A 19,758-nucleotide genomic window follows, 5' to 3' on the forward strand; every position below is an offset into this window, starting at 1 on the left:
GCATCAGCCTATTGGCAGCCGGGTGATGGCGGGTCGCCACGCAGTGCCTCGAATTGACAGTTGGCCTGAATAATAGAGGCGTCTTGCCGTATCGAGCGCTCCCACAAGCAGCGATTGGTGTGGCATTGCAACATCGGACGCGCCACTGATTTTGTCAGCGCCGGGTTGATCTCCCGCTCCTTGTAGGTGGTGCACGCCGCCAAGTTCAACAACGACAGACTCAGGCATAGCCACATCAGCACACTTGCCAGGATCGGGTGCCTCACGTATTCGAATAATCTTGGTTGTAGTAGTCTCTGCACGTTTCACCTCCGCAGTGGCCAGCCGATTGGCCGCCATGGCATCCTCTTCGGCTTGTTTCGCAGCTGCCGCCTGCACAGCTTCGCGCTCAGCATCGGCGCCCATCTCGTACATCTGCCAATGGCTCGCCATCAATGACAATGCGATGGCCACAATGGCCCACAGTTTCATGGTCATGCTGTTTGCTCCTTTCGTTTACCCTTTAGCACCGCGGCCACACGTGGCCACCGCAATGCAATCAGATCAAGCGTGTGCGGATGCACCCAGCTGCAGGCCGGGCCCACGATCATCGCCGGGATCCACCAGGGCACCGTGCTGGTACCTGGCCACAAGGCGATCGCCGCCGCGCAGGAAACAGCAAGCGAAGCAAAGTAAATCCAGCCCGGGTTGTACTCACTGGCAAACAATCGAATGCCGCGCTTGATCGTCTCGGTACCAAAAAACACCGCCAGCACCAGCCAGGCCAGTGCGATCCATTCAGTTTGCGGCAGTATGTTTTGCAGGTCTGGCATGGTGATCTCTCTATGAGTAGGCGCGTTTTAGCCAGCCATTTTTGAATTTGGCGAGCCGCGGTTTAGTTACTACAAGCAATCGATAAAATGCGGCGGCCTCACTACGAATGGCCGGCAATAACTCGTTAGGGTATGAGCCATTGATTGCCGCCAAGCTGTTCGGGCCCAGCTTGCCATCATCAGGCGTCGGTCGGTGCACGGCATGACAGGCGCGCTGCACAATCTTGTGCGCCTGGTGTGCACCCATGTTGACCGCCATATCAAAAATCTTTGTTGCCACTTCCTGGTCATTGATTAACTCGTACTCATACCGATTCCACCACTGCAGCCGATAAAGATTTTCCGCATCGGATTGACTCATGGCGCGGATATCGCTGGCATCCACATCACCATCGTGATCAAGATCACCATCCAGGTAACCATCTCCATCCAGGTCACCCAGTGTGCGCAACCATCGCAGGCTCACGCCGTAATTGGTTGCGCCACCAGGATCGGCTGGATCATCCACAAAACCGCCCTCATGCTTGAGAACGGTCAGGATGGCTGCATCGAAGCTGCTCATATCAGCACCTAGTTGCGCGCGTCGATCTCAGTGTTGATGGCATCGAGCAGCTGCGGTTCGTCAGCATGTGTTTCGCTGAGCTCAATCAGCTCCTCATCAGACTTGTCTTTCAGGGACGCGATAAAAGTCTCCACGTCTGACCCGCCGCCGGTGCCGGCATCTGCCTCCTCGGTTGCGCGCAGCAACTCTTCGGCTGCAATGGCTTCCATCACACCCTTGCGGGTGTTGCCGTCCTGCTCGGCAGACTTGAGCGCTGCCAGGTCATCATCGCTGATCACCGGCTTGCCGTTTTCATCGCGCGCCTGGATGGCGGCCGCAATGTCTTTGATGTTGCCATCAAGCAGCTCCAGCACCGGGCTGGGCGCAGCGTCTTCGGCGGGTTTCTCAGGGGCTTGATAACCCGGCTGGCCGTGCAGATGGTTTTGCTCTACCTCGCGGGTCTTGCCCGGGAATACAGTGACAGGGCCAACAGAGATAGGCTTGTCTGTCTTATTGGTAAATGAAACTTTTGGCATCGTCTTCTCCTTGCAAGTGGGCGCGCTACCGTTTCCAGTAGCGCGCCGATCATTGCGTTATGACTTAAACCGCAGCGCGGGCCGTTACCGAGTAGGCGATCAGCGAAGTCAGGTGGCCGCGGATAGGCGTCGGCACTTTCATGGCGCTGAATTCAGTGCCATACGCCTGTTTCTGACCGGTGGCATAACCATTAGCATCGGTTACCTCGAAGGGCTGGCCGGTGACAAATGGCTTGGCCACGGTGTAGGTCATCACATTGCGCTGGCCGATAATGGCGCGCTCTTCGCCCAGGTCCACGCTCGGCGCATTGGTAGAAAATGCACCCACACCCTTGACGGTGGCCAGGTCGCCCTGGCTGGTGGTATCGGTACCGTTGCGCTTGCTGTCGGCCTCAAAGTTGTTGGCGTTGGTCACGCTGTTATTGAGCGTGTAGCTCATCAGCATGAAATCCGGCACCACAAACCGATCCTGTGCCATCAATGTTTTGCGATCACCAAAGGCGCGCAGCAAACCATTGAGGTGCAAGCCGATATCAGAGCCAGGATCGTCCATGTCAAAGAATTCGACATTGGTTGAGTAGCTGTAGCTGATATCATCCACGCCGGCGGCGTTAGGTGGTGTGGCAGGCGTACCAGATTCATCTACAAACTGCACATAGCCCAGGTTGTAGTTGATGATGCTGTAATACGTGCCCGGTGCCTGGGTGCCGCTGCCGTCATACTCGGCAATCGCCGCACCATTGAGCCGCACAACAATCGGATTTTCGAGGGCGCCGACCGCTGTGCCTTTCAGGTCGCGCTGCTGGTGTGGCCGCACGATCGGGAAGTTGGCAGTTTTCACAATGCTCTTGGCACCGGTCAGCTGCGCATCCAGGCCTTCATTGGCCACCGCGGTGGCGCTGTAGGCATCCGCGCTGCGCTGCAGCTCGTTGCAAATGCGGCGCACAATCAGCTCGCGCATGAATCGGGCATTGCTGGCCACGTTGCGGCCGTAAGCATCCCAGTTGATCGCGCTGGCACGGGTAAAGTGCATTACCTCTTCCGAGATAATAAAGCCGAGCTTCATGGGCACGATGTACGCGGTATCCATGGCCTGCTGTACTGACGCGCGTCGAATCGGCTGGCCTTCATACACGACGCCATTGTTGAGAATGGCGGAGCCATCACGTGTTTCATACGGGATCTCGGTGGTGGCTTGTGCGCTTGGGTCAGTCAGCGTCTGCAACAGTTCCAGCACGCGCAGATCGCTGAGCGCTTCCATGATCACGGTGCGCTGGAAACCGATCGGCAGCTGGGTATCGCCGATGCCGGTACTGCCAGCGGCAAACTGCTTGGCTTCATGCGCCAGGCGCACCGCATGGATGCGGTCAAACTCGGCCAGCACCATGCCGATCATGGGGTGTTGCTTGCTTGGGTCTTCGGCCAGCACCAGCTTGCGAGCGGCATGCTGGGAGGTGCCGCGCAGGCCCCTGTTGATCTCTTCCTGCAACTTCATCACCGAGTTGCGCTCATCAACCGTGATGTGCATGGATCCGGCCGGACCGGCATAGCCCATGCTGCTGAGCTTGGTGGCGGCCACCATCTTGTTGCCCAGGGCAATCTGGTGCTCAGCCAGCTTGGTCACCTGCTCGGCGGTCATGTTGGCGGTGATCATGTCAGCGGCTGAGAGCAGCGCCTTGCGATCATCTTCAGACAGCTGCTTGAGGCCTTCGGCCTCTTCGATAGCGTCACTGAATTGCTTGACGTTGGCATCCAGGCTCTCGGCCAGCTTCTTGACCTCTGCCTTTGCCTTGGCATCACGCTCATCCAGCAGCTTGTTGAGATCGTCAGCGGTAACACCGGCAGTGGGCGCTGGAATGTTCAGGCTGGAAAAATCCAGCTTGATGGCATCGTTGCCGGCCTTGCCGGCCTCGGCCAGCTGCTTGGCGGATTCAACAAAGGCATCAATCACGGCGCCGATGGCGTCATCGTTTTCGCCCAGTGTTTTGCCCGCCACTTCCAGCTGGGCCACGTAGGCCGCAATTTGCTTTTCAGACAGGCCCTGCTCAGATAGCTGCTTACGCAGCCGATCGATATGTTTTTTCATTTCTTGCTCCAGTTCTTCGGCAAGCATGTACGCCACGCGGTCGCTGACCAGCGCGGGCAGTTCATCCTTGTCATGGGATAGGGTTACGGGGTCGAGGCCTTTCACGCGCGGGCGAATGGTCAGGCCGGCGCCAAACAGCAGCGGGCCATGCTCTTTTTGCGTTTCCGGGTGCAAGTAGTTATCCGTGAAGTCTATCGACAGGTAACGAAAGCCGCGCTTTTTCACAGCATCAATACCAAACTCGGTAAACTCCACCTCCGCGCGCAGTTTCTGCCCATCCATAAACAGCTTGCGGACAGTTGCCGCCGCGCCATCGCTGGGTGAGTGAGCCACATCAATGAAAATCTCCTGGCCATAGGTGTTGGCCTTGAAATTCTCAATGAAACTCTCAAACATTTTGCGCGTGAGCTTTACGGTTCCATAGAATGGATCCTTAAACTGCATCACCCGGGCCAGGTTCACGGTGGTGACCGTGTTGCCATTGTCAAAGCGCCGCGCGTCCACGCGATCCGAGTACAGCCGTATCGCGCCATCCAGCGCCGGTGCCTCAAATGTCATCCGCCTTGGTTTCAGTGCCATCTCAATCTCCACAAAAAAGCCGAGCCACCGCATCCACGGTATTGCTCGGCTTCTCGCTTTCGCGCCTGGTGGCGCGCGTTATGCCCTGATTTCCGGTTTTTGGCCGGGTTTCCGGCCAGTTATCCCGAATCTAGGCAAAAAGATTGGACAAAAAAAGGGGGATCGTGTCACGGCAAGACAGGGAAAAATCCAGCCGTGTTTGTGTTTTCTTATAATTATTCTGTAAGGCAATATCGAGCAAAAAGGCAGACGTTTTACAGATAATCGAATCAGAAGGCTGAATGATTGAAAAAACGGCAAGGAATCACAACAAATGTTGTCATGGGCTCACCTTGTATCACGCGCGGTACTGGGGTACTGTTCCGCCTACGGAACGCAGATAATAATGCGAGTTGAAAGAGTACACTCTACTGCTCAGCCACTTGGGACAGAGCACAAAAAAGCCCGGCACTCAGCCGGGCTTTTTTGCTATCTGGTGTCGCCGGCGGGACTTGAACCCGCATGATCCAGGACACTCTCTGAGAGTAGAACCCGGCAATATGCTGGGTTTGTACACTCTACTGCTCAGCCCTGGGACTCTAGCCTGTTTGAGCTACAGCGACATTGTGAACACATTATATGCAGTGTCCATGCTTGCACCTAGCACTTTATTTACATGCGCTAAAAGTTAAAAACCCGCTGCTATCGTGCCGGGTTTATTCATTATCGTGCACAAAAACTTTCATGATCCTGAAAGTCTCACTGCACTGGGAGCTATTGTTGTATTTCCTACCGAAAAAACTGCACCCAGCGTGTTGATCAGGCCTCAATTTCAATCACAAAAGAGCAGGCTGGGCAGCTATACCGGTCGAGATGGTTACCACTAGGCTCGTTTTTCATCTCTGTTGGCAGGCCTTTTATCATGAAACATCGCGGACATAATTTGCCATCCTCTAGCCTGTAGGCGTCGTATCGAGACTGCGCAGCTTCCAGATCAACCGGCAAGGAAGATCCATCCTGGATGGATTCAAGAATATATTCAGCCTCGCTCAATAAATCGTTGTTCATAGCCATTCCTCGGTTATCGTTGATAAACCACCGGCACCTTCACCCATCCCTTGCACTGCCGGCACTTCGCCTCAGCCGTGCCGGCGGGCAGGATCCGCACCACGCGCGACTTGAGCGCCACACCATCAAACACCACGCTTTTGCATTGTGTGCAGGCAACATGCGGCCGGGTGACCAGGTTGGCGACGGTTGCCGTCATGCATCGGCCTCATCAGGAACGTCAGCACCCAGCTCATCATCAGTTATCTCACCTCGCTCGCCGGCGATGGCTTTGTGCATCTCTGTCACCAGGTACTCCACCTTGTCATCCGGCACGCTCAACGGGCTAAATGTGAGCTCGCCGAATTTTTGCCTGTACTCCATCTGCAGTACCGGAAAATCCGTATCATGTAGATCAACCATCAATCACCTCCTGCAATATATCCTCAACAAACTTGGAAAAATTGGGTACAAACGTCCGCATATATTCCCGCTGGTATGTTCCAGCCTTGTAGTCAAGCAGGCAAAACGTATTGGCAAAGGCCTCAGCCTGTCGACCAAACCCGGAGCGCTGCTTGTAGTAGGCATTAGAATGGCCCCACCCCACCCGGTTGCGGGTGACAGCCCCGGCCAGGTCGGCCATGTGTCCGGCATCGGGATGCTTGAACATCGATTCACAGAGTATGGCAGTATCACCATATCGCTTGCCGTTGGCCAGCAGTATAGCCGCATGATCATTGGTTATCTCTATATCCGGGCTTTTGAGCAATAAATCAAATATGTCATTACCGCCGGGCAGCTGCTTGCGTGCGGCGGCGGCGGCGCTGGCCACATCGCCATGCTCACGAATAAAATCATTCACATCCAGAGACCGCGCCTGGTTATAGGCGCCACTTGAAAAGCGCCGTTTTGCCAGTGATGGATGCCTTTTCTTGGCACCCTTGAAATAGTTTTCTTGCAGCTGCCTGATATGCACATCATCGGCCTCCAGCGCGGCCGTGCCCTTGCGACCGGATGAGATATAATTGCGATAAAATGTGGTTTCGTGCTCTCCCTTGCTTTCCTTCCAAAGTCCAATCTTATCATCCAGATAGTGGCCATACTCATGGCGCATGGTGCCTTGCCCGGATAATGTATCCGGGTGCTTGCCGGCCATGTGAATTTTGCCATTAGAATAATATGCACCGCCGGTAGTCTTGGGTATTTCGCCAGGGGCATGAAAACGCGCCGCTGATTTTTTCAGAGTGTCGCTGTTGAATGTGCCGGCCTGATCCCATCGATCGAAAAACTCATTGGAGCGGCGATTTGGCGAGCCTGGCTCCAGCGTTGGCAGGTTTGGTTTGATATTAACCGCCACCGGCTTGGCAATGATTGCGGTAGGCGGCCCAGGCACCGGCATCAATTTGGCTACATCAATGCCGCGCTTCTCAAACCGATTTTTTAATACTCGCCATGGCGTTGCGATTTCATTCTGTTTGAGGATGCCGGCATTAAATGCTGCCTGCTTTTTCTGGCTCCCCAGCACGCCGGTCTGCACGCTGGCTGATTGGCTCCCCAGCCAATCCAGTCGATCCTGCTTGCCGGCCCGGTCATCCGCAGTCACTTCATCATCAAACACCATCTCCACAAAGCTCAACGTGTTGGGATGCGCCGGCCAAGGGCAGGCTGACCGGTTCGGGTACACACCAGGACCAAGGCCATACAGGTTGGCGCTTGCATGCATATCACAGATATCCACGCGCGGGTGGTTGGGTGACAACAAAAACCGCCAGCCGACAAACCCCTCCACCTGCTCACCGCCGGCCATGTAGGCCTCGCCATGCGCGCGGTTGATCTCGGTGCGGAATACGCGCCGCGCCTGCCAATAGGGTGCATCGTCACCTTGCATCAGCGTGCCGGCTGCCACCTTGGCCACGCCGTGCGCATTGGCGATGCCGAGTTTGTCGGCAAGATCCGTCGGCACGGTGATGCCCTTGGCCAGGTACTCCTGCGCGGCCTTGCTGGCGTTGTGGCCCTGGATAATGGCGCTCTGGATCTGGCGGCCCATGATCTCGCGTGCGTGGTTACTGTTACGCCACAGGCGATCGCTCAGCTGCAGGCCATCCTCTGCCACAAAGTTGCGCACAAACAGTGCCGCCTCTTCCGCCACCTGGAAACTGGCCAGGCCGATGCCATCGTAAACACCGGCGCCGTACTTGGCGGCCTGGTCAATGCCATCCCATAGCATCTGATCACGCGCCAGCTCCAGCGAGCGCAGGCGACCGTTCACCTGGCCAAGCAGCTGCTGCATCGTATCCAGGCGCAGACTGCCACGATCATCACCATAACTGCGGATGACATTCTCGATCTCGGTGCGGGTTTGCAGGTACAGCGCCTCCAGGTCGTTGAGTGCATCCCGATCCAGCTTGCGCATCGATACCTGGGCGGCATTGGTGCCACGCTTGATCGCCGCCTTGGTCGCGGTGCGAGCATTGGTTGCCAGTGCCACGCCTGTCATTTTGCACTTCTCGTGGTGGATACATCGGTTGCACTCTCGCCCTTGCGTCCATTGCCCGGCGTAATGCTCACGCGATTGCCGCCGGCAATCTGGTTGGGCGCTGGGTAAGGGTTGCCGGCAGCGGCTTGATCTTCTTTGCGCTCCAGCTCGGTTTCATAATTCAGGCCGGCAGTCTCAAACACGGTGCGATCACTGGCGCCCATGGCCTGATACTTGATCGCGCGATCGGCGGCCTGGTTCGGTGTTTCAGTCTTGCGCTCAACAAATTCAATCTCAAAATCACCAAACACATCCGGATTGATACCCTGCAGCAACAGGTCGAGGTAAAAACCTAACTTGTACACATAGCTGAGCGTATCCTGCAGCGCGTCAACCTCATCAAAGTAGTCACGCTTGAGATCTTCCAGCACATCACGCGCCAGGTCGCCGGTATAGCCAAACAGGCCTTTAGGTGCCGGGCTGCCGGCATAGAATGTATCGAGCAGGTGCACCACATCCGCGATCTGGTCCAGGTTGGCATCACCTGCCACGCTGGACACGGCGCCCTTTTTGTTCAGATAAAAATCGGCGGTGATATCGTTTTGATCGCCCTCCACCCGGGCGCGATATTTTTCAATGTCGGACTCGCTCGCGCCTTCCAGCACGTGCGCCAGGCGTTGCGGTGCACGTGTGCGCCGGCGGATCACCAGGTCCTCCTCGGTCATACGCAGTTTCTGCCACGCGGGACGGGTGGCATCAAGGTATGGCCTGCCCAGGCTGCCCATATCGTCAAAATTATCCGGCGTCAGGCGCACCAGGGACATTTGCCACAGCGGAAACTGGGCGATCTCTTTGCCCATGGTGTAGTCATACTGGATATAGGCCACGCGCGGATCCTTGAATGCGCCGTTGGGCGCGACTTGCGGCACAATGGTCTCGGTTGGCATGCGGTAACCGGCCACCACAGACTTGCTGTCAGGTGCCGGCACCCATTGCATAGGCAGGTTGCCCTCCATCATAAATCCGCGAAAGTCACTCTCCAGCTTTTCGCGCCGGTTCAGATTCAGCCGGCGATAAAAACGATCCCAGCTGCGCAGCAGCACCTTGTTGTTGCCTGTGCCCGGTTTAATCATCACACCCTTTTTGGTTGCCATGCGGGCCGTGCGCTTGTGGATCTCCTTCACGCGGCCATCAAGCCTGTCCATCTCACGCAGGTCCATGATGGCCTGGCGCAGATCCGTGCTCACATACATCAGCTGGTACAGGTAGCGGATCCGGTCTTGCTCTCGGGTGCGATAGCCACGCTCACCGGCGCCGGCCGGCAGCACACCGGCGCGATACATTGCCTGCTTGGTGGCATCAGCGCTGAATTGCATGCCGGGTATCATGCCTGTCAGGCGTTGCTGTATTTCAAACGGGTTCAGTTTTTTCATGGCGTCATCCTGTCGCGCGCAGTTTCTGCCCCAGCAGCTTGGCGCGGTTGGTGTGATTGATCTGTATGATTGATGGCACGATCAGCGCGCCACGAGTAACCAGCGCCCAGTGCGCTGCCATGTAGGCATCAAAGCAGTCATCACCCAGCTTGGCGTCCGCCATCTTGTAGGTTGAATAACTGGTTTTGGTTTGCATGGGCACGATGTTGGTGATCTGTCGCTGCAGCAGTCGCATATCCTGCTCAGTCTGCGTGAGCTTGTCGGCATCGCAATCTTCGACGTATGGCATGGCCGCCTGGTGCGAGTGGAAAGAGCTGCGCACGGCTTGCGCCATGCTGTGCTTGGTCATGCCCTCAAAGCGCAGCGGCGCAAACGCCCATTCCGACCAGGTGCTGGCCGTGCTTTCGCCCTCGCCGATATTGCGCCGGTTGATGGTGGTCAGGTTGTTGAAATACAGCTGATCATTCAGGTTGGTCATCATGCCAATGCCATAGGCGTCACCGATCGCGCAATCCGGATCAAAGTATTGCCAGTACGCCAGCAGATCCGCCTCAACAATTTTTTCATCCGTGCCCGGTGGCCAGGTGCGGGCATAGCGTGTGCAGGTAAAATTGCCAATCTGCTCCAGCACAACAAAAGCATATCTTGATGACTCCTTCCGCTCACCGTGACCGGAATGATCATAGCCAAACGATATCAATCCGGATTTTTTATACTTCTCGCCCGGCATTGGCTCAACAATTTCCAGCCCTACCTCAAAGCCGATATGCAGCGCCCGGCGCAGCTTCTCCTCCCAGACCAGGTTGCGGCTGGCAATGTTGATGCACAGCAGCTGCCGCACAAACTCATCCTCACTGAGCTCGTCTTTCATCTGCATGATGAATGATCGCTGCAGCAGGTCCATCTCCATGGCCAGCATCGCATTGGCAATGGGGATCGGGTACTTGTAGGTCTTAACATCCACCGCATCGGCACTCAGCAAGTCTGCCGCAATCATGCGCTGCAGCAGGTTGCGCGCAGCGTCGCCAAACACGGCGCCGATCACGCGATACGTGCCGGAGATCGCCATATCAGCCAGGGTATCCGCGCCCTTGAAAACACCAGTGATGCGGATCTTTGGATCATTGCGGCTCTGCTTGCTCGCGCCCAGGCGGCGCGAGGATCCCAGCATCAACAAAAAGCGCGAATCCAGGCGCGCCTTCGGCATGTCGTCAACCTCTTCCAGGCTGGCCTTGGTCAGATCACCACCGTCCACCTGGGCCATGATGCCGTAGGCCTGCGCTTTGCTCCGGTTGGCAAATTCATAGCGGGTGTCACTCATCTGCTTGCGGCCCGACTTGAACGCCAGGTAATTGCTCAGGACCGGCGATCGGCGAATGGCATCCAGGTGATAATTGAGGTTTACAATCGCCTGGGCTTCGCGCGGTGCCACAATGCCCAGCTCCTGATCTGGATTGCAGGCATTATCCTTGAGCTCATACATCTCCTTGCACGCCGTTTTGCCGGTACGGCGGCTGGAAAAGTCGATGGTGTTGTTGTGCTCATCCATCTCCTGCATTTTCAGCAGCTGCACCTGGTCAAGCTCCACATTGTGCACATGCTTGTGCCAGAGCCCGTGGCTGTCGGCATAGCGCAGCACCTCGCGCTCCGCCACATTCTGCAGCTGGATACGCTTCCGGGCGCTGATACGCTCAGGCATTGCGCATCTCCCATTTTACTTTTTCTTTTAATGGGTGTTTATCAGACCTCTCTCTGTTTTCCCTACTCCATGATCCACCACCAGCTGGGCCCATAAATCTCCATCCGGCGGCGCGCAAGCTGGCACCACCCTCCTCTGGCAAGGTGTAGGTTATTATGCCGGTAAAACCCAGAGCCTTTGCAGCTCGCCATGCTGCGGCGTATAAAAACGAACATGCATTTTTATACCCGTCCGTACAAAGCCTATTTACCTCGAGTGTTGCCCCATCATCTGCATGCCGTGAGACAGGCCTGCCAACAATGGCCACACCTCTAATCTTAACGCCATCACTCACTGCAATACTGAATTTATGACCGGTGGCGGCCTTGTGGTGCCGGTGATAGTACCGGACAAACTCATTTGCCTGTCTTAAAGATAGCGGCACAAGTCTCATATGCTCACTCACGGCGCACCACCTCCGCATCGATCACATCGCCCTTGATCGGTGACGTGTTGCGGTTGATGAGCTCAATGAGTTTCTGCTGTCCCTTTGTCTGGTGCTCCAGGAATTGCTGCATGGTCTCGCGGTCATTCTCGGCATGCTCCAGAAAGCCCTGGGTGATCTCCTGCTCATCCTGCACCTTGGCAGTCATGCCCATGTCGCCCAGCGCCAGGTTGTTTTTGCCAATGAATTCCATCAGCGGTTTGAGCAACGGATGGGCTCGCAGCTCCGTCAGCACCTCCTTGGCACCGGTGTCCGGATCCGTCACCTCGCCAATATGCAGGCGGCCCTCTTTATCGAAACCATAAACCGGGGATTCGATCTGCACACCCTTGCTGATAATGCCCAGCAGCATGTCATCGATGATCGCGCGGAGAGTTGCCTGCAGTTCTGCGTTGTATCGCTGCAGCTTGCTCGGATCCTGCTGCTCAAATGCAGCCAGGTGTTTCATATAGAGCTCGGTTCGAATCAAACACACCTTTTCATCAAAACACTCCAGGGAGCGCCGATATCGGCAACCGTTGCAGGCGTCATACTTGCCAGGCTTTGCGGGGAAATATCGGGCCACCTTCGCGTGCAGGCCGGTGGTCATCCGGTTAAACCGGGTAATCAGCGCCTCCTGCGGTGTAGGGTGTCCCTCCAGGTTCGCCGCGCTGGATGCCTTGCCCTCCGGCGTCTTCGGCCCCGTAGCGCTCGCCCAGCCCTTTAGCAGATTGCGCTGCCAATGCGCCTGCGGCGCCTCATCACCGCACTCAGGACACCGGCCAAAGTACTCCCACGGATGCCACGGACGTGACTCATCGGGCTCCACCCTGGTTGGTGCAGCCTCAAACTTCTCGCCGCAGCTGCAGATAAACTTCGCAGCCGGCAGTTGATCATCGGATTTTTCACCCATTCCCGCGAAAATAGGTGTTTAGGATGGACAGAAAAAGGGGATTTATGTCACGCTGCGGACCGCGATGCCATTATTGACGCAGGCATAGCCACTCTGGCCTTTTTAATCGTGGTTCTTATTGCGGCTCGCCCGGGGAGCCATTTCACATCGTGCATGACCATTCAGTCGCACCACAATTCTTCCCGGGAACACCTGCCCGGTGGCGCCTTGCCCAGTTAACACACTGAAATGACTTTGGCGCGGCAACTTGCCAGGCGGGACGGGTATAGCGAAATCGCGGCCTTGCTTATGGCCGGCACAGAGAACTTGCCGAATCTGTTCAATCTCCCGATTCCGGACATATTGCCCGCGCGCCTGTAGGCACGCGAGAACGCTGATCGCTGGCAAATATTGCTTCCAAAGAAGTCATTGATCTCCAGGAAACCCGGTAGCAGCAGATTCCGGTACAAAACAAACAGACGCCAATATTGGAATTGTCCATAAACAGGAGTGGATGGCGCCCCTTGCATGCTTCAGTACATGTCGCAACAAGACCGGACTGTATTTTAATCCCGGGAAATCGGCAGTTGACCGGCTGGACTTTATGAAGAAGAAATCAGCGCTCGAGTATTACAAAGGCGACAGCGTAGTCTTGTTCATCACTCAGACTGATATTCATGGCGACAATATCATGCTCACACGCAAACTTGTCAGCATAGCCGCTTAGCTTTAGCAGCGGTTTACCCAGGTTATCGTTGGTAACAGCAATATCCTTGAGGCGGAGACCATTACGGAATCCCAGGCCCATTGCCTTCGCCGTTGCCTCCTTTGCCGCGAATCGTTTTGCCAGAAAATTGGCGCGCTTGCTGATCTTCACATACTCATCAAATTCCTGTTGCGCAAGAATTCTGCGAGCAAATTCATCGCCAAACCGGTCAATACCGTGTTGCATACGGTTAACCCGGACGATGTCGGTGCCAATACCGAATATCACCGGATTTGCGCCTCTCGCATCAAACGTTTCATTTCACTCACGGCTGCCTGCATACCGACAAACAAAGCACGTGAAATTATGGCATGACCAATATTAAGCTCGCTGATACCAGTCAGACCGGCAATTGTATGAACATTTTGATAATGCAACCCATGTCCAGCATTTACCTGCAAACCAAGTTCCAGCCCGTGTTGCACCGCCCTTTCGATACGGGCGAACTCGGCTATTTTCTGTTTCTCGTTTCTGGCATCGGCGTAATGCCCGGTATGAATTTCAACTACCGGCGCGCCACAACTTTGCGCGGCATCAAGCTGGTGAAGATCGGCATCAATAAAAAGAGAAACCCTGACACCGGCATCGCCAAGTCTCTCACAGGCGCGGGCAATCTTGTCTTTTTGTCCGGCAACATCCAGGCCTCCCTCGGTTGTGAGCTCCTCTCGACGCTCAGGAACCAGGCAACAATCAGCAGGCTGTATGCGGGAAGCAATGCCGATCATTTCTTCGGTCACCGCCATTTCGAGATTCATGCGTGTTTGCAGGATGTCCTTGAGTAATTCAACATCACGATCCTGGATATGTCGACGGTCTTCACGAAGATGCAGGGTAATGGCGTCGGCACCTGCTTGCTCTGCTTCCAGCGCAGCCTGCACCGGTTCGGGGTACCGCGTACCGCGTGCCTGTCGCAATGTCGCGACGTGATCAATGTTGACTCCAAGTTTCATACTCATTTATTTCACTCTGGTACCATTGTTTCTTTAGCAACTGGTGTCGATTTATGAATTCGCCTCATGCGCTGTAACATTTGCCGACTGACCAGCGGCCTGCCGTCAAGCCTCGCATCAATTGCGGCGCGCATAAGGTTGCGTACTGATGGCAGGCAGCCTGGCGCCAGGTCACCTTGCCGGAGACCGATCAGGCAGTTGCCGCTGATCACAACCCCGGATGCGCGGGCCTTGTCAGCCAGAAGCCGCGGTCCTGCGTCGATGATATAGTCATAGGTCGCGTCGCAATCAATAGCCTTCCCGCCTGCTACTTCGTGGTCGAGTACCAACCCGTAACCAAGCTCCGTCAGCAAATTCAGTTCAAACTGGCGCAGCAACAACGCCAGATTGCCTGCCGCGGCCAGCTCTGTAATCAGGCCACGGTAATGATAAAACAGTTCCTGGTGCGGCTCCTGGTAATGAAGCACGCGCATTAATACTTCATTCACATAAAGTCCGCAATATAGTCGCTCGCCGGCAAGTTCGGCTGCCAACGAATCAGCTTCGATACGGTTCAGGTTCATCAATTCGCCGCGACCGGACCAGCTGGTGCTATAGGACTGGAAAAGACCAATTGCCTGGCTTCCCTTTTTCGGCTGGCGTCGCACACCTTTGGCGACGACGCTGACGCGCCCGTGATTCGGTGTAAAGAGCTCCACCAGTCGACTGGTTTCCCGGTAGTCACGCTGGTGCAGGATGAATGCCGGCTCATTGTCGACCCTGATCATCAGTCCTCTCCGAACCCCAGGTTGCGCAACATCATCTCGTTGTCACGCCAGTTTTCACGAACCTTGACCCACAACTGCAGAAACACCTTCTTGCCCAGGAACGCTTCGAGTTGTTTCCTGGCTTCACTGCCAATATCTTTCATGCGCTGACCTTTTTTGCCAATAACGATGGCTTTTTGGCCTTCACGCTCCACCCAGATAATGGCTTCGATACGGATTAGCTTTTTTTCCTCGGCATAGGATTCAATGGACACGGCAGCTGCGTGCGGCACCTCCTGTCCCAGCTGTCTGAACACCTGCTCACGAATGTACTCACTGGCCATGAACCGGTCAGTCCGGTCAGTCAGCTGATCTTCAGGGAATACTGCCGGCTGCTCCGGCAGTTGCCGCATCAGCAATTTTTCGAGGCGATCAAGATTCTCGCCGCGTAACGCCGAGATCGGAATAATATCCTGAATGACATCGGCTCCTGGCATGGCCGAAGATTCGGCAATAAGCGGTAACAACGCATCGCGATCCTCAAGCGTATCAACCTTGTTTATTGCGATAATCACCGGTACGTTTTCCTTAAGCGCAGCCTGCAGTATTGTCTTGTCCGTATCTGTCCAGCCGCGCGGGGTAATCAATACAACAATGGCGTCAACCCCTTCCAGCGCACCTCTGGCGATTCGGTTGATGTAGCGATTCATGGAATTCTGCCTGCTGTCGTGCATGCCCGGCGTATCAATGAAGATCAATTGACAGGCCGGTGTCGTTCGTATTCCCAGTACTTGCTGTCTCGTGGTATGCGGACGGCGCGACGTGATGGCAAGTTTTTCCCCTACCAGGCGATTGAGCAGCGTCGATTTGCCGGCATTGGGTCGGCCAATAAGGGCCACGTAGCCACAGCGATAAGGTGTATCAGGATTCATTTTGCAGTTTCTCGTAGGCGATACTGGCGGCATCCTGTTCGGCCTTGCGCCGGGAGCTGCCCCGCCCTTCAATAGGTTCCAGGCCAGGCACCTCGCAACTTACCTGGAATTCCTGTCTGTGGGCCTTGCCCTTGATATCAACAGTCGAATAAACAGGCAGGGTCAGCCCCTGCTTTTGCAGATATTCCTGCAACCGGGTTTTCGGATCCTTGGCGGCTGTCGCGCTGGTCGTGCTTTCCAGTTCATGCTGATAAAGATGCAATACGATCTGCCGTCCGGCATCAACTCCACCGTCGACAAACGCCGCTCCAAAAATGGCTTCCAGCGCATCGGCCAGGATAGAGTCTCGGTCAAAACCACCGCTTTTCAGTTCGCCGGTGCCGAGGCGAAGATAGTCACCCAGGCCCAGTTCGCGGGCCAGTCTTGCCAGTGTTTCCTTGCGCACAAGTCTGGCGCGCAACCTGGTCAATACGCCTTCATTAGTCTCGGGAAATCGCCTGTAGAGTTCGGCGGAGATGGTAAATCCAAGAACACTGTCACCAAGAAATTCGAGACGTTCATTGTTGACAGTGCTCTTGCTTCGATGGGTTAGCGCCTGGGGTAATATTGTTTCATCTGAAAATACATACCCCAGTTTTTTGTACAGACGGCTGAATTTAGTCGCCGGCAAAGTCACCCACCTTTTCCTTGTGATCAAACTGCACCAGTATCGATATATTGGAAAACAGCGGTGTTACGCTTTCGTAGGCAATGCGGATAACGCGGGCCCGGCCATCACGTTCAAACGCCAGATCCTGCTCAAGATTTACCGCCCGTTCTGCCATATCTATTTCGAGTCGTTTGCGGATCATTTCCTTGATCTCATATTTCGGGGCATTTTGCGCCACCGGATCCCGGGCAAGGCTGGTCAATGCACTCTTGATTTTCATGTCCGTAAGGTAGACCGGGACCATTTTTACCCCCACCAGGACAAAAAACCCGCCCACCAGTGCAATCAGCGAGAAAGACCAGATAGACATACCGCGCTGGAAGCGATGATTCATATTCATATTGTTTCGACCCATGTGCACTGCTCCTCCTGTGGCCATCGTGCCTGCCCTGTAAAAATAACCGATATTGCCTAGTTTATCGAATTTCCCATTCGATGCCACAATACGTGGTCCCAGCTCATCCTCAAATCCCAACTGAACCAGATCATGAAGGCCTTTCCGACGACGTTGGCATCCGGGACAAATCCCCAATAACGACTGTCATTGCTGTTGTCACGATTGTCACCCATGACAAAATACTGCCCTTCAGGAACCGTGAGCTCTATTGGCCCGGAAGCATAACTTCCTTCTTCCAGGATAACCCTGTGCTCCCCGGATTCGCCGTCCAGTTGTTCCAGGTACTGCAAGAACTTTCTTTCTCCACCGCTGATATCCCGATAAATATAGTCTGCCTGCTTGTCATAAGTCACTGCTTTTCCATTGACATGCAGCCTGTTGTCCCGGTAGGCAATACGATCACCCGGCACACCGATGACACGCTTGATGTAGTTTACCGAGGGGTCACGCGGAAACCGGAAAACCATGACATCACCGCGATCCGGTGCTGCAATATTGATGACTTTTTTGTTTATCACCGGCAGGCGAACACCGTAGGCGTACTTGTTCACGACTATAAAATCACCCACCAGCAGGTTGGGCAGCATCGAACCCGATGGAATTCTGAATGGCTCAAACAGGAACGAGCGCAATACAAATACAAACAGGATGACCGGGAAAAAACTGCGCGCGTATTCAGCCATTATTGGTTCACGCCGGATTCGCTCCACGGCATCAACGGTACCACCGGCGTTGCGCAAATCAGCCGCGCGCTGTTCGCGCCCACCTTTCATCATGAATGCATCCCAGGCCCAGACAACGCCGGTCACAACCAGGGACAGGAACAGGAACAGCGAAAAATCCATATTATTTGTCATCCACTCTGAGCACAGCCAGGAACGCTTCCTGGGGGATTTCTACCGAACCCACCTGTTTCATTCGTTTCTTGCCGGCTTTTTGTTTTTCGAGAAGCTTGCGCTTTCGGGTGATATCGCCGCCATAACACTTGGCGGTAACGTTTTTTCTCAATGCCTTGACCGTCTCACGGGCAATAACCTTGGCGCCGATGGCGGCCTGGATTGCCACATCAAACATTTGACGCGGAATAATCTCTCTCAGCTTTTTCGTTAACTCGCGGCCGCGGTATTGCGCCTGATCCTTGTGCACAATAATAGAGAGCGCATCAACTTTCTCGCCGTTTACCAGGACATCCAGCCGGGTCAGACTGGATGGCCGAAACTCGAGGAAGTCATAGTCCAGCGAAGCGAATCCCCTGGAAACTGATTTCAGCCGGTCAAAAAAGTCCAGCACCACTTCATTCAGCGGCAGCTCATAACTGAGCATTACCTGCTTGCCAATATACTGCATATTGCGCTGAATACCCCGCTTTTCAACACACAGCCCGATCACCGCACCGACGTAATCCTGCGGTGACAGGATGTTGGCAACAATAATAGGTTCCCGCATTTCCCGTACTGTTGACGGCTCTGGCAGGCGCGCCGGATTCTCTACCAGCAATGTCTCGCCACTGTTCAGCACCACTTCATACACCACTGTCGGCGCCGTCGTGATCAGGTCAATGTCGTACTCACGCTCCAGGCGCTCCTGGATAATCTCCATGTGCAGCATGCCGAGAAAGCCGCAACGAAATCCGAAACCAAGCGCCTCTGAAGTCTCCGGCTCATAATGCAGCGATGCATCATTAAGCAACAACTTCTCCAGGGCATCACGAAAATCGTCATAGTCCGCCGACTCCACCGGGTACAGCCCGGCAAACACACGCGGCTTGATTTCCTTGAAGCCCGGCAGCGCCGAAGCTGCGGGCTTGTTGGCGAGAGTCATGGTATCGCCGACCCGGGCGCTACGAACATCCTTGATGCCCGCAATTACGTACCCTACTTCGCCCGCTTCGAGCCGGGTGACTTTTTTGCGCTTGGGCGTGAAAATGCCGATTTCATCAACCTGGTATTCACGGCCCGTCGCCATCAGCAGAATGCGATCTTTCGGCTTCAGCGAGCCATCAACAACACGCACCAGTGATACGGTGCCAAGGTAATTATCAAACCAGGAATCGATGATCAGTGCGCGTAATGGCTTGCTTCTGTCTGCCTTGGGCGCCGGTATGCGCTTGACGATGGATTCCAGAATATCGTCAATACCAATTCCGGACTTGGCGCTGGCCTGGATGGCTTCCGATGCGTCAATCCCGATAATTTCCTCGATTTCGTTCCTGACACGATCCGGCTCCGCCGCCGGCAAATCGATCTTGTTCAGAACCGGGACAATTTCCAGGTCCAGTTCCGCTGCCGTGTAGCAGTTGGCCACCGTTTGCGCCTGAACGCCCTGGGCCGCATCGACTACCAGCAAGGCACCTTCACAAGCAGTCAGGGAGCGGGATACCTCATACGAAAAATCGACGTGACCGGGAGTATCGATCATGTTCAGGCGATAGGTTTTACCGTCGAGCGCAGGATAATCAAGACTAACACTCTGCGCCTTGATTGTTATGCCCCGCTCACGCTCCAGGTCCATGGAGTCCAGCACCTGGGATTCCATCTCACGCTCTTCAAGCCCGCCGCAGCGCTGAATAAAACGATCGGCAATAGTCGACTTGCCATGGTCAATGTGGGCAATGATGGAAAAATTTCGGATCAGGCCGGGATCAAGACTGTGCTCTGGATTGTTCATGAAATCTCTGGATCAGGCTTTGCCGTCGGCATAGCCAAATGTTCAAAA

General features: G+C 55.1%; 21 protein-coding genes and 1 tRNA gene. All 22 read right to left on the bottom strand.

Annotated features, from left to right (window positions below; translation table 11 throughout):
* Positions 1-3: 3 nt before the first annotated feature.
* Positions 4-477 carry a hypothetical protein gene (locus OEZ10_11535; GenBank protein MDH5633613.1) on the bottom strand — a complete coding sequence of 158 codons (474 nt, stop codon included), beginning with the start codon at positions 475-477 and terminating at the stop codon, positions 4-6.
* Positions 474-812: a hypothetical protein gene (locus OEZ10_11540; protein ID MDH5633614.1), complete on the bottom strand. Its 339-nt coding sequence runs from the start codon at positions 810-812 to the stop codon at positions 474-476. Before OEZ10_11540 ends, OEZ10_11535 begins: the two co-directional genes overlap by 4 nt.
* Before the next feature lie 10 nt (positions 813-822).
* Complete coding sequence (locus OEZ10_11545) at positions 823-1,374, bottom strand: hypothetical protein (protein MDH5633615.1); 552 nt, start codon at positions 1,372-1,374, stop codon at positions 823-825.
* Between the two features lie 8 nt (positions 1,375-1,382).
* Positions 1,383-1,889 (bottom strand): hypothetical protein, encoded by a 507-nt coding sequence (locus tag OEZ10_11550; GenBank protein ID MDH5633616.1) that lies wholly within the window; start codon positions 1,887-1,889, stop codon positions 1,383-1,385.
* Between the two features lie 64 nt (positions 1,890-1,953).
* Entirely contained in the window at positions 1,954-4,554 is a 2,601-nt protein-coding gene (locus OEZ10_11555; GenBank protein MDH5633617.1) for a phage protease, read from the bottom strand.
* Between the two features lie 473 nt (positions 4,555-5,027).
* Positions 5,028-5,156 (bottom strand) — tRNA-OTHER (locus OEZ10_11560).
* A gap of 196 nt (positions 5,157-5,352) precedes the next feature.
* Positions 5,353-5,601: a hypothetical protein gene (locus tag OEZ10_11565; GenBank protein ID MDH5633618.1), complete on the bottom strand. Its 249-nt coding sequence runs from the start codon at positions 5,599-5,601 to the stop codon at positions 5,353-5,355.
* 13 nt (positions 5,602-5,614) lie between these two features.
* Entirely contained in the window at positions 5,615-5,800 is a 186-nt protein-coding gene (locus OEZ10_11570; GenBank protein MDH5633619.1) for a hypothetical protein, read from the bottom strand.
* A complete protein-coding gene (locus tag OEZ10_11575) occupies positions 5,797-6,003 on the bottom strand; it encodes a hypothetical protein (GenBank protein MDH5633620.1) in 207 nt (68 codons plus the stop codon). Before OEZ10_11575 ends, OEZ10_11570 begins: the two co-directional genes overlap by 4 nt.
* Positions 5,996-8,077: a hypothetical protein gene (locus tag OEZ10_11580; protein MDH5633621.1), complete on the bottom strand. Its 2,082-nt coding sequence runs from the start codon at positions 8,075-8,077 to the stop codon at positions 5,996-5,998. Before OEZ10_11580 ends, OEZ10_11575 begins: the two co-directional genes overlap by 8 nt.
* Complete coding sequence (locus tag OEZ10_11585; protein ID MDH5633622.1) at positions 8,074-9,489, bottom strand: hypothetical protein; 1,416 nt, start codon at positions 9,487-9,489, stop codon at positions 8,074-8,076. The genes OEZ10_11580 and OEZ10_11585 overlap by 4 nt, the downstream gene beginning before the upstream one ends.
* Positions 9,490-9,493: 4 nt before the next feature.
* Positions 9,494-11,188 carry a hypothetical protein gene (locus tag OEZ10_11590; GenBank protein ID MDH5633623.1) on the bottom strand — a complete coding sequence of 565 codons (1,695 nt, stop codon included), beginning with the start codon at positions 11,186-11,188 and terminating at the stop codon, positions 9,494-9,496.
* Complete coding sequence (locus OEZ10_11595; GenBank protein MDH5633624.1) at positions 11,181-11,621, bottom strand: hypothetical protein; 441 nt, start codon at positions 11,619-11,621, stop codon at positions 11,181-11,183. The genes OEZ10_11590 and OEZ10_11595 overlap by 8 nt, the downstream gene beginning before the upstream one ends.
* A gap of 4 nt (positions 11,622-11,625) precedes the next feature.
* Positions 11,626-12,564, bottom strand: coding sequence for a hypothetical protein (locus OEZ10_11600; GenBank protein ID MDH5633625.1), 939 nt, complete (start codon positions 12,562-12,564; stop codon positions 11,626-11,628).
* Between the two features lie 595 nt (positions 12,565-13,159).
* Positions 13,160-13,537 (bottom strand): holo-ACP synthase, encoded by a 378-nt coding sequence (gene acpS, locus OEZ10_11605; protein ID MDH5633626.1) that lies wholly within the window; start codon positions 13,535-13,537, stop codon positions 13,160-13,162.
* Complete coding sequence (gene pdxJ / locus OEZ10_11610) at positions 13,534-14,265, bottom strand: pyridoxine 5'-phosphate synthase (GenBank protein ID MDH5633627.1); 732 nt, start codon at positions 14,263-14,265, stop codon at positions 13,534-13,536. The genes acpS and pdxJ overlap by 4 nt, the downstream gene beginning before the upstream one ends.
* 5 nt (positions 14,266-14,270) lie before the next feature.
* Positions 14,271-15,026, bottom strand: coding sequence for a DNA repair protein RecO (gene recO / locus OEZ10_11615; protein MDH5633628.1), 756 nt, complete (start codon positions 15,024-15,026; stop codon positions 14,271-14,273).
* Entirely contained in the window at positions 15,026-15,937 is a 912-nt protein-coding gene (gene era, locus OEZ10_11620) for a GTPase Era (GenBank protein ID MDH5633629.1), read from the bottom strand. The genes recO and era overlap by 1 nt, the downstream gene beginning before the upstream one ends.
* Positions 15,927-16,607: a ribonuclease III gene (rnc, locus tag OEZ10_11625; protein MDH5633630.1), complete on the bottom strand. Its 681-nt coding sequence runs from the start codon at positions 16,605-16,607 to the stop codon at positions 15,927-15,929. Before rnc ends, era begins: the two co-directional genes overlap by 11 nt.
* Positions 16,594-17,001, bottom strand: coding sequence for a DUF4845 domain-containing protein (locus OEZ10_11630; GenBank protein MDH5633631.1), 408 nt, complete (start codon positions 16,999-17,001; stop codon positions 16,594-16,596). The genes rnc and OEZ10_11630 overlap by 14 nt, the downstream gene beginning before the upstream one ends.
* Positions 17,002-17,057: 56 nt before the next feature.
* Positions 17,058-17,888: a signal peptidase I gene (gene lepB / locus OEZ10_11635; protein MDH5633632.1), complete on the bottom strand. Its 831-nt coding sequence runs from the start codon at positions 17,886-17,888 to the stop codon at positions 17,058-17,060.
* A 1-nt stretch (position 17,889) separates the two neighbouring features.
* The gene (lepA, locus tag OEZ10_11640; protein MDH5633633.1) at positions 17,890-19,710 is read right to left on the bottom strand and encodes a translation elongation factor 4; all 1,821 of its coding nucleotides are present in this window, start codon (positions 19,708-19,710) and stop codon (positions 17,890-17,892) included.
* Between the last annotated feature and the right edge of the window lie 48 nt (positions 19,711-19,758).

This window comes from Gammaproteobacteria bacterium (assembly GCA_029880545.1).
Lineage (GTDB): Bacteria > Pseudomonadota > Gammaproteobacteria > Acidiferrobacterales > SZUA-150 > JAOUOD01.